The following is a 10,814-nucleotide window of genomic DNA, read 5'->3' as shown; positions in this document are numbered from 1 at the left end:
ACGGCATCGTCGTCGGGAGCGCACTGGTCAGGCGCTGTGCGGCGATTGCGGAAGCTATACAGAATGGGGATTCAATCGGAGCGCAGCGCGAACAAGATGAACTTATCGCGTTTGCAAAGTCGCTCGCGAAAATCGCCTGTGAATGATCACGATACCAGATACAAATGTGAATATGGCAAATCAGTTGCATAAAGGGGAAGTTCGGTTTGGATTCGCAGTTTTCTCGCATGTGTCTGATCGGGTGTGGATTAATTGGTGGTTCGCTGAGTCTCGCTCTGCAAAAAACAGGAGCCGTAGCGCGTGTCATCGGCTATGACGCAAACCCCGAGGCGCTACGCGCAGCGCGTGAACGCGGTGTCATAAACGAGGCGGCTGACCGGTTAGAAGACGCATTGCGTCACGCGGATCTCATCGTTTTGGCGGCGCCGTCTCCCGTCGTGCTCGACCTGCTCCCACTTGTGCAAAAAAACATTCATCTCGCCGCACGCGATGTTTTGATAACCGATGTCTGCAGTACAAAAAGCAGTGTCGTTGATCGCGCCAAACAGTGCGGTCTCCATGCGCAGTTTCTCGGCGGTCACCCGATGGCAGGGTCGGAAAAATCCGGCGTGTATGCGGCAGATGCGCTCTTGCTTGAAAACGCCGTGTATGTACTCACGCCAGAGAGCACCCAGGAAGTGCAAGTGCGTGTATTTTCTGACGTTTTAAAACGCGCGGGGTGCCGCGTGCGCTTTATGGATGCGGTGGATCACGATCGTGTTGTCGCGGCGATTAGCCATGTACCTCACCTGATCGCGTCTACACTCGTGAGTCAGGTCAAAGATTTGGCAGATCGACACGCTGCTTACGCAGAGCTCGCAGCGGGCGGGTTTCGTGACATTACGCGCATTGCTTCGGCCGATCCAGCGCTGTGGCGTGACATCACCCTTGAGAACAGAGCCGAGATTCTTCCGATGCTCGACGACTTTATTGCGCGTGTAAACGCGCTTAAAGCACTTCTTTCATCGAGCGACAAGGCCCATCTCCATCATTTTTTTGACGATGCGCGCACGTTTCGCGACGCGCTTCCTGCGCGTTCTACGGGCGCGATTCGCGCCGTGTTTGCCATGACCGTTTCCGTACCTGACGAACCGGGAATGATTGGTCGCATTGCAATGCTCCTTGGGAATCATCACATCAGCATTCGGAACATCGGCATTCTAGAGAGCAGGGAAGAAGATCTCGGTCAACTGCTGTTGCAATTTGATAAGATCCATTTCCACGACGATGCACTCTCTGTGCTTCAGCGTGAAGGATATCAAATCATTGATCGTGTATAATCATGTCTATTGCTGTTCAAAAATGTGAAAAAACGGTAATTTAAGGTGTTGCCCATTGACTTCCAAACGATTGGTCGGTAGAATCAGTTCAGGATGTGCTATGGTTTCTCTCCACTCCTTATAATCTCTCTCTTGGCTCGCGATCTCGCGAGTCTTTTTTTCTTTAAAGTTGATCCATGACGCGCATAAGAAACGTGTGAGGTGGGAAGGTTTCTAAAAAAAGGGAGCATTTGTCCCACGTCACCACGCCATGCGTTTCTGGAGGTTATGAAGTATGCGTCTGCTTGAGTACCTGAATGACAGCGATGTCAGCCATTTGCGTAAAATTGCATTACGCCACACGCTGGATTGTCCACTTTATTCTAAAAATTCACTCCTCCAAGAGATTGTTGCACGTTTTTTTGAACCGTCCTATTGGCAACAGAGACAAGAACACCTTACGGATGAAGAAATTCGCGCGATTCAGGCGCTCGCGCTTGATCGCCGTGAAACCCTGGCGCCAGAAGAGGTATTGGCCGTGATCAAACGCGCGGGTCTCGATCGCGAAACGTCTCTGCGCACCGTCTCCCAATTGGAGGACGAGGGTTTATTATTTCGACGCCGTCATCAAAAAGATGATGGCTATCACTGTCCAAAAGAACTCTGGGATCGCATCTACAAACTGACATCAGAACAGTTGATGCGATCGATTCAAATCTACAGTCGTGAGCCTGATTTATATCGAGATGATGGGCTTTGTATGGCGAAAGACGCCTATACGTTGCTTAGTTTTGTACGCACACATGAAATCAGGCTCACGCGCGACGGCGCAATGTTTAAGCGACACCAGCAACAGGTTTTCAGCCTCTTTCAGATTCCTGAACAACCGCTTGAAGCAAATGTCGGTTGGCGCTTTGGGTATGGTCGACGGTTTTCTGACTATCCAGATCGGTTTTCGCTTTTGTATGATCACCTCTACAGTCGGGGGTGTCTTGTAGAGCAAGAAGACGATCGACTCGCTGTGAATGAAGAGCCATCTCGCGCGTATACGTCACTCCGCGAAGAGGAACGCGCCGAAAAAATTCTGCACGACTATCTCCACCTTTACTGTGCAGCGATTCCCAACCTCCGAATGATTGCAAAACGCATTGTCGAATTAACGAACGCACACTGGGTATATGCAGCGTCACTGCGCGAGGCGTTGCTTCCGTATGTCACATCGTATTACTACGAAACGCCAGAAGTCGTACTCGAAAAGCGCATCTTCGCGATGTTTCAATACCTTGGCCTGTTGCGGGCGGCCGTTGCACCGTCTGGCGAACCACTTTACCAGGCAACTGAACGCGGCTGCTCATGGCTGAACGCGAAGTCGATCGATGAATCAGCAGAGAATGTGACGAGAAAACCAACACTGTTTGTACAGGGGACATTTGATGTTATTGTCTCTGAAGAAAGCGATGCGATACTTGGCTGGGATCTGCTACAACTCGCAGATCCCGTGTCACAAGATCGCATGAGTGTTTACCGCATCTCTCGCGAGAGCATTTACCGCGCATGCCAAAGCGGATATACAGCAGAATCGATACTCCATTTTTTCTGCGAACACAGTCCCCACCCTCTGCCTGACAATGTGTGCACGATGATAGAACAGTGGAGTCAAGCGTATGGAAAAATCAAAGTGTCACACGCAACGCTGATTACGTGTCGGGATGAGGCGAGCGCGCACGTCGTCAGGCAGTTGCCATTGAAAGAGATTGCAGACGGAACCTGGGTCAGCCCGCTCATTCTCGCCATGGCAGACGAAGGGCGAGCACCGCTTGAAAAAACATTGCGTCGGCTCGGATACCTCATTCAAACAGACCATTAAGGTGCTAGTTCAAATAAGATGATTGTTCAAAAATTCCAAGTTTTAGATTCCATCATTTTTTTTGCCGCCCGCAGTCATGGGCGGCTCTTTTTTTGCATGTATTGGCTATACGTGGTGTTGAATATGAAGCAGGAATGAACGCAGAGCTTGGCGAATTACATGGGAATCGTACGTTTCTCAGATTGGAAGGCGCAAGTCTTTTGAGCATTGGAGGCGAATGGATCGTGAAAGAAATGATTACTGCCGCAGACAAAAAACAGTTCATTCAGTGGTTTTTGGAGCATTATGAACTCAAAAACCCGGAGTCTGAGTGGCTCTTACAGTACCTCTGCTCCAGTGAACAACTGCTTGCAAGAGTGCACTTCACTGACCAATTTCGTAACAGTCCAAAGGCTTTGCTCATGTCGACGACATGTGTGCAAATGACCGCTTTCAAATTCTACAAAAATAAACGCGTAACATCCGATGTGGAGAAAGCATTTCTTGATGTGCACAATCACCCGGAGGAAGATGTCTATGTTACGCTTTATTTCCGCGATCGCGCAAACAGCGCTCGCTATAAAGCGGTTGTCGAGGCACAATCTGAGACGCGTTACACAGCTTCAACCCTTGAGGTACTCCATGGCCTGATCGCCGAACTATGGCTTGATCGCATTGCGCAGGAATATCGCGAATCTGTTTTGCGAAAGCGAATTGATGACGCGCTCTTGGCAAAAAATGAAAAAGAATTCTATGAAAGTGCGTCTGAACTGTGCACGCTACTTCAACAACGTGAAATTTGAACGATTTTGCACGCGGTGAATCAATTCTCCCTTCACCGCGTGCTTTTGTTCTATTCAGGAGGACGAGTCTGTGCGGTTTGAAGAATTGAGTATGAGCGACATCAAACGCGTGTCATCCCTCTGCGATACGCTTGTCCTTTGTGTAGGGGGACTCGCGCAACGCAACGACAATTTGCCTATTGGCACATCGTGGATGATTTTGCGGCGCATTCGCGATGGAATTGAGCAAAAACTCGGTGGTCGCGCGCTGACGATGCCACTTTTACCGTTTTATGTAGATCATGGACATTCAACCTTTGGCGCGCTTGAGTCTGCCCAGCAGAGCGCGTACATCACATCCTTGATCCGGTCGGTGAATGAGCACGTCGCACTCCGCCATCTCATCCTGTGCACCGACCACATCGCGACAGAGCAAGCGATGATGCAGGCCATGATACCGTTTCAAAGCAAATCGCTGCAAGCGACTTCGTTCGTTTGGTGGCGCGACACGTCGTTTCTCACAAGCGATCCAGCAGATCATCAGGAATTTACACCTGAACTTTTTTTAAAAGAGGCGCCAGACTTCCGTGACGAGCTTTCATTGCTCACTGAAATTGCGCCACGCCTTGCACAAAAAGCGCAGGGTGGGCAAGAACGACAAGAGAGTCTCGCAACCTTTCTGGCGATTGACAATGTGTTGCAAAAGCGCATTTTGACACTTTGGGGGACAAACAAGGATAATCGCTGAGTCCCTCGGAAAGACTCGTTCATGGGGGTGAGTCTTTGAACCGATTGGCGACTCTTTTGTTGCGGCGCGATGTGCTTTTCTTTGTCCTTGTGATGAACGTCATCGGGGTCTGTTTTGGATTCGCTTGGTATCGCGGACAACTCGCGAGAACCTCAACGTTTTTTTGGCCTTTCGTGCCAGACAGCCCCGTTTCCGCGTTTTTTTTTACGGTTGTACTCACACTGGCCCTCACCATGAAAAACGCTTCTCGCCAAGCCGTCTATCGCTTGTTCTCCGCGCTTTGCGCAACATGGCTTGTCAAGTACGGCCTGTGGTGCGACACCGTCTTGTTGACGCAGTTTGCTAACGTCCACTGGCTTCCTTTGGAGGCCTGGCTGCTTATCATCAGTCACACAGGGATGATGGTGGAAGCTTTTTTATACACACTAGTCTCACCACTCTTGACGTTTGAGAAGGGGGAGCTCTTTGTTGCGGGAGCGGCGCTTTTTTTGAATGACTATGTTGATTATGTGTATGGCGTTTTTCCTTACTTGCCCAATCACGCCATGTTACCTTTTGTCACGATTGCCACGCCGCTCATGACGCTTGCCACAGTAAGCCTGTTCTATCGGATCAGATTATCCAGCGGAATACGTCAGCGTGAGAATCCTTCACCGAGTACATCGTGAACCTCATGGACGACCACGAATGCGTCTTCATCCTCAAGCGCGACCGCTTTTTGCAGTCGGACAATCTCATCTCGACTCACCACGCAGTATAAGACATCTTTGTCGCTCCCCGTGTATCCGCCACGTCCTCGCAAAAAGGTGGTTCCGCGCCCGAGGTCATTGTGAATGCGATCGGCAATCGCTGCGTTTTTCTCACTGATGACCATCGCGGCGTGAGAGGAAGAGACGCCTTCGATCACATAGTCGATGACACGGCTCGAAACGAAGAGCGCCACGAGCGAATACATGGCGACCTCTTTGCCGAGAATGAGCGCAACGATGGCGATCACGACGACATCGGATGAAAAGAGGAGGCGGCCCATGGAGTAACCAAAGTAATGTCGCGCGATGCGCGCGAGAATATCAACGCCGCCCGTCGTTCCACCACTGCGAAATATTAAACCAAGCCCCGCGCCACAGATGACACCGCCGTAGAGCGCCGCGAGGAGGCGATCGCCTACATGCTGTGCGAATCCGACAGTCAAAACGGTGAAGAGCGAGACGGCGACGACCCCAACGAATGTTTTTGCGATAAACTCCCGGCCAAAAAAACGCCAACCAAGATACAGGACAGGTATGTTAAACACGAAATAGGATAGGCCTGTTAAGATGTGCAGTTTATAGTAGAGCACCAGGGAGATTCCCACAAAGCCGCCCTCTGCCAACTGATTTGCGGAGATAAAGGCGTTTAGTCCCACACTGTAAATAAAACTTCCAACAACGATGAGTCCATACGGAATCAACTTCTTCACTGCATCACCCCCGTCACGTCATGCGCTAGTACGCGCTTCATTATACCCGAAGCAGACAGCGCGCACGCAAGAGTGTATCAGGAAGAGCGTAATCGCATTTTCACATCTGCGAAAATGACCAGCGTGAGAATGCAGCCACTGATCACGCCAAACAGGGGATAGCCGATGCGCACAATTTGGCCAAACCCAATCTGCGCGCCGGCGAGCGCGAGCGTCAGCAAGATGACTAGAATCGTTCGCTCACGCATCCCCGTGATGCGCCTGATTTCGTGTGTCAATCCAAAGAGATTCGCGATGAGCGTCGAGTAGATCTCAGCCCACAGGGCCATGGCGAATGGAATGACGATAAACCGTCCCTGGCCGCGCGCCAATTCCAAAAGTGGAATCTCACGCGTCATGAGACCCGCGTTTCGCGCGAGTGCGCCATTCATGACCGCAAGCATCACGAATAGGCCAACGGCGCCCAAAAACGCGCCTGTGCGCAGCGTGTTTTTTTGCTTTGTAACGCATCCAAGAGGAATCAGCACAGGCATGGCGAGACCGAGATTAAATCCCGCATACGAAAGCGCGGACAGAAAAAGAGAGAGCCCACTTGAATGCTCTTCAGGCGGTTGCGAAAAGGACATTGTGGCACTCGGCGAATCCATCATGCTGTGGCCCGTAACAATCAGGACGAGCAGAAACATAGCGGGCACAATCAGTGAATTGGCTGACAGGATGCCATTCATTCCAAAGAGGAGGGTGATGAGTGCAAGTGCCGCCGTCGCGAGTGAGCCTATCCAAGGATTCAAACCGAACTGCTCATGCAAGAGCGCGCCACCCCCTGCAAGCATCGCGACGGTAAGCGCAAAGAGCAGCGCAAGCATCGCGCCTTGCAAGCCTTCGGCGGCTCTGGTCGGCAGCAATTTGAGAAGTAGGGCACCGAGAGATGAGGCATTAAGTCGCTGCCCGAGATTCATGACATACGCGCCTAACACAAAAAATAGCAGGGCAGCAAAACCGATGGCGATCAGTGATCCTGTTTGATACCGCGTGAAAAATTGCCACACTTCCTGACCCGATGCAAATCCGGCCCCAACAACGGTGCCAATATAGGTTGCCGCAATTTGTAACGCTTGTCGCCACCCTGACCGAAACACAAAACCTCACCCCGCTTGTCTCACTCTATTCGGAGTCGTCTCCTTCAATGACCATTTTTTAGACACGCAGGGCATGGCCAAACCGCTCTCGCCATACGCATGTAGTGCAGGTCCATCAAGCGAGAGAAGGTGTTGCGTGTGACTTCCATCCAAGCGATTATCCTTGGCATCACGCAGGGACTCACGGAGTTCTTGCCCATCAGCAGTTCAGGCCATCTCGTCGTGCTAGAGCGTTTGTTTCACATCAAAAGTAACCTTTCGTTTGATGTATTGCTTCACCTTGGGACGCTGCTAGCGCTTCTTCTCTATTTTCGCGCGGCAGTCAGCGAGCTCTTGCGTCACCCGACGTCACCGTTGATGAGACGTTTGATCGCGGGGAGCATACCGACGTTTGTCATCGGCTATGTGTTTGAAGACGCTGTTGCATCCGCCTTCTCAAACGGCGTCACACTAGGCCTTGAATTTGTGATCACAGGCGTGCTTTTACTTTTCAGTGAGAGCCTGACCGCGCGCAAAGAAGTGCTGCCGCGCACGCGATCCCTGCGCCGTAGCGCAACAAATTCTCCATCTGCAACCACGCTGCACGAGTCCCTTGTATCGTATCGCCAAGCTGTGTGGATGGGCGTGGCCCAAGGCGCCGCCGTTTTTCCTGCGCTATCGCGCTCTGGACTCACGATCAGCGCGGGTCTTGGCCTCGGCCTCACGCGCGAAGCGGCGGTACGCTTTTCCTTTCTTCTCTCCATTCCTGCAATTGCCGGCGCAACCGTGTATGAACTCGTCAAAGCACCACTACACGTTCAGCTTTCTGGAACCTTGTTCGCAGGGCTCCTGGCGAGCGCTGTGGTGGGCTATCTCGCCATCCGCTTTATGATGAACTACGTCAGGCGAGCGAATTTGCGCGGATTTGGTTACTATGCGGCGGTGCTCGGCGTACTGATCATAACGGATCAACTCTTTTTTCACCGCTTCTTTTAAAGCGACAGTACATTTTAAAGCGACAGTACAACCTATACGACGAAAAAATGGCGGGAGCACACAGCTCCCGCCATTTTTTCAACATCATCACGATTTGGCATACCACGCGGCAAAGCGACTGTCACGAAAGAGGTGGATCAAAAGCGACAACAAAAGAGCCAGAGCAAGCAGTGCGGCAGCGGTTGCCAGTGCGATTCCTGTCATGGTCCAGTGTGCCACAGGTCCCGCCGACAGCGGCGCCATCACTGAGATGGCGTGCGGTACGAAAGCGAGTGAGCGACCGAGTCCTGCCTGGTAGAAAAAATACGTCAAAACGGCTGCAAGGACTGCGTGGTAAACGCGCGCAATCACGTAGGGGCGCATGCGGATATCCGTCTGGGTGAGGACGCTCGCCACCTGCGCGTGAACGCTCAAACCACTCCACGCGATGATTGCGCTGACAACGCTCACCTTTTGGATCAAGGCGGCTGATGTGCTCGCCGTCGCAGCGGAACCGATGTCAATCTCAAAAATCCCGCTGACCAGCGGTTGTACAAGCGCTGTGTCCATGTGGAGCGCGTGGAACAAAAGGACAAACGGCACGCCGATGATCGTGACGATTCCGGCAATGGTGAGGACTTTGATAAAGACAGCAAAAAAGACGATAAATCCGCCAATCATGAGAAGTGTTCGAATCGAATCGTTGACCGAATCACCGAGCAGTTTTCCAAAAGGGCGATCGTCCTCTTCGCGCGCCCGCACCATTTCTTGATACGCACGTTTCAAAATTTGGGGGTGTCGATCCGTTCGCGCGACGGGCCGCACGCTCTTTTCTTCACGCCGACCATAGAGTTTGAAGGTAAGTCCAACCAGAAAGGACGAAGCGTAGTGAGCCAGTGCGAGCAGGATGCCGAGGGCCTTATTTTGAAACATCCCGACCGCGACTGCGCCAAACATGAACAAAGGATCGGCTGTGTTTGTAAAAGCAAGGAGTCGCTCTCCCTCAATGCGGCTGCACAGCCCATTTTTGCGAAAGCGCGCCGTGATGACCGCATCCATCGGATAACCTGCCGCAAGGCCCATCGACAATGCAAACGCGCCAACACCTGGCACGCTAAAAAGTGGGCGCATCAACGGCTCAAGCATCACGCCAAGCGCGTTTACAACGCCAAGGCCTAACAACAGCTCCGAAAGGATGAAAAAGGGGAGGAGGGAGGGAAAGACCACGTCCCAGAACACTTTAAGTCCGGCGATTCCTGCCGTGAAACCTTGCTCTGGATAGACCACGAGCGCAAGGGTAAAAAGGACGACGAGGATCGCTAACAGCAACCCTGACACGTGTTTCCTGCGGGATGGCAACGCGCGATACCTCCTTTCGCTAGAATGGTTCATCAGACTCCCTCTACTACTATGTAAGACATTGAACGCATATGAGACAGGCTGTGCAGTTGGACGAGAATGGTAATGACCGATATACTAGTGGACAAGACGCATTTAGAAGAGGAGAACCGAGCAATGGCGCGCACGCTTTCCGACGTTCAACGTGACGTGGATGAGTTTATCTCTCAGTTTCAAGAAGGGTATTTTCATCCCATGACGTTGGTCGTTCGACTGACCGAAGAGTTGGGGGAATTGGCGCGGGAAGTCAACCACCACTACGGAGAAAAGCAGAAAAAGGCAACAGAACCGGAAGGAAATATCGCGTTGGAACTGGGTGACATGCTCTTTGTGATGGCGTGTCTTGCGAATCAGCTCCATCTTTCCCTCGATGACGCGCATACGGCCGTCATGGAGAAGTTTCGAACGCGCGATGCGGATCGCTTTACGAGAAAGGATGTTTTGCGATGATCCGCACGGCTGTAGCGGGACCACGGGGAAAGATGGGGCGCGAAACGGTGCGTGCGCTCATGCAGGCGGAAGATCTCGAACTCGTCGCACTCCTTGACCGAAAGGCAGATCCGCAGGATGCAATGATTCCCGTCTATGATGATCCGCTGCAATGCTTTTTAACAGAGCGAGTCGATGTCGTGGTCGACTTTACACACGCAGACGCGAGTCGCGCGATCATCCCGCGTGCGATTGAAGCGGGGGTATCGCCTGTCATCGGAACGACTGGTTTTCGCGACGACGAGTTAGAAGCATACGACCGTGCGTTAAAAAACGCAGGCATCGGCGGACTCTATGTCCCAAATTTTGCAATCGGGGCAATCCTCATGATGCAAATGGCAGAGATCGCCTCCCGTTTTTTCGATCACGTCGAGATCATTGAATACCACCATGAACAAAAACGCGACGCACCGTCAGGAACGGCCAAGCGAACGGCAGAGCGCATTGAGCAAGCGCTTGATCAGCGATACCGCGCGCGCACCACGCGTGAATCACCGCGAAAAATCCCGATTCACAGCGTCCGCTTACCCGGTTTTATTGCTCATCAGGAAGTCATTTTTGGCGGTGACGGCGAGCGCTTTACGCTCCGGCATGACTCGATGTCGCGCGAAAGTTTTATGCAGGGCGTGCTGCTTTCAGTCAGGAATGTACAGGCGCTGACAGGGCTCACCGTTGGACTCGATCACCTGCTCCGTTAATGA

11 protein-coding genes are annotated in these 10,814 nt (G+C 52.1%); 8 read left to right on the top strand and 3 right to left on the bottom strand.

From position 1 onward, the window contains the following. Positions 1-206: 206 nt before the first annotated feature. From AYW79_RS09565 to AYW79_RS09545, 5 genes are all read left to right on the top strand, one after another. On the top strand, positions 207-1,319 hold the full coding sequence (locus tag AYW79_RS09565; RefSeq protein WP_067952947.1) for a prephenate dehydrogenase: 1,113 nt from the start codon (positions 207-209) through the stop codon (positions 1,317-1,319). Between the two features lie 274 nt (positions 1,320-1,593). After that, positions 1,594-3,165 carry a helicase-associated domain-containing protein gene (locus tag AYW79_RS09560; protein WP_067564923.1) on the top strand — a complete coding sequence of 524 codons (1,572 nt, stop codon included), beginning with the start codon at positions 1,594-1,596 and terminating at the stop codon, positions 3,163-3,165. Positions 3,166-3,398: 233 nt separating this feature from the next. Further along, complete coding sequence (locus AYW79_RS09555) at positions 3,399-3,947, top strand: YpiB family protein (RefSeq protein WP_231877805.1); 549 nt, start codon at positions 3,399-3,401, stop codon at positions 3,945-3,947. A 70-nt stretch (positions 3,948-4,017) separates the two neighbouring features. Further along, the gene (locus AYW79_RS09550; protein ID WP_067564917.1) at positions 4,018-4,674 is read left to right on the top strand and encodes a creatininase family protein; all 657 of its coding nucleotides are present in this window, start codon (positions 4,018-4,020) and stop codon (positions 4,672-4,674) included. A gap of 35 nt (positions 4,675-4,709) precedes the next feature. Continuing rightward, positions 4,710-5,342: a DUF1405 domain-containing protein gene (locus AYW79_RS09545; protein WP_067564915.1), complete on the top strand. Its 633-nt coding sequence runs from the start codon at positions 4,710-4,712 to the stop codon at positions 5,340-5,342. Here the strand turns inward: AYW79_RS09545 and AYW79_RS09540 are convergent. Together AYW79_RS09540 and AYW79_RS09535 are read right to left on the bottom strand one after the other, a co-directional pair. Further along, entirely contained in the window at positions 5,309-6,133 is an 825-nt protein-coding gene (locus AYW79_RS09540; RefSeq protein WP_067564911.1) for a YitT family protein, read from the bottom strand. The genes AYW79_RS09545 and AYW79_RS09540 overlap by 34 nt on opposite strands. A 77-nt stretch (positions 6,134-6,210) precedes the next feature. Beyond that, positions 6,211-7,272 (bottom strand): YkvI family membrane protein, encoded by a 1,062-nt coding sequence (locus AYW79_RS09535; RefSeq protein WP_067564909.1) that lies wholly within the window; start codon positions 7,270-7,272, stop codon positions 6,211-6,213. Positions 7,273-7,410: 138 nt separating this feature from the next. On the opposite strand from AYW79_RS09535, the gene AYW79_RS09530 reads away from it, so the two are divergent. Then, entirely contained in the window at positions 7,411-8,247 is an 837-nt protein-coding gene (locus tag AYW79_RS09530; RefSeq protein WP_067564907.1) for an undecaprenyl-diphosphate phosphatase, read from the top strand. Positions 8,248-8,334: 87 nt separating this feature from the next. On the opposite strand, the gene ylbJ is transcribed toward AYW79_RS09530, so the two are convergent. Then, positions 8,335-9,585, bottom strand: a complete 1,251-nt coding sequence (gene ylbJ, locus AYW79_RS09525) for a sporulation integral membrane protein YlbJ (protein WP_067952945.1) — start codon at positions 9,583-9,585, stop codon at positions 8,335-8,337. 156 nt (positions 9,586-9,741) lie between these two features. Between ylbJ and AYW79_RS09520 the strand changes: the two genes are divergently transcribed. Both AYW79_RS09520 and dapB read left to right on the top strand, forming a co-directional pair. After that, entirely contained in the window at positions 9,742-10,074 is a 333-nt protein-coding gene (locus AYW79_RS09520; RefSeq protein WP_067564904.1) for a nucleotide pyrophosphohydrolase, read from the top strand. Then, entirely contained in the window at positions 10,071-10,811 is a 741-nt protein-coding gene (gene dapB / locus AYW79_RS09515) for a 4-hydroxy-tetrahydrodipicolinate reductase (RefSeq protein WP_067564903.1), read from the top strand. The genes AYW79_RS09520 and dapB overlap by 4 nt, the downstream gene beginning before the upstream one ends. Positions 10,812-10,814: the final 3 nt, after the last annotated feature.

This window comes from Ferroacidibacillus organovorans (assembly GCF_001642725.1).
GTDB lineage: Bacteria > Bacillota > Bacilli > Alicyclobacillales > SLC66 > Ferroacidibacillus > Ferroacidibacillus organovorans.
The sequence above is the reverse complement of the archived record's forward strand: the minus strand, read 5'-3'. Positions and strand labels throughout refer to the sequence as shown.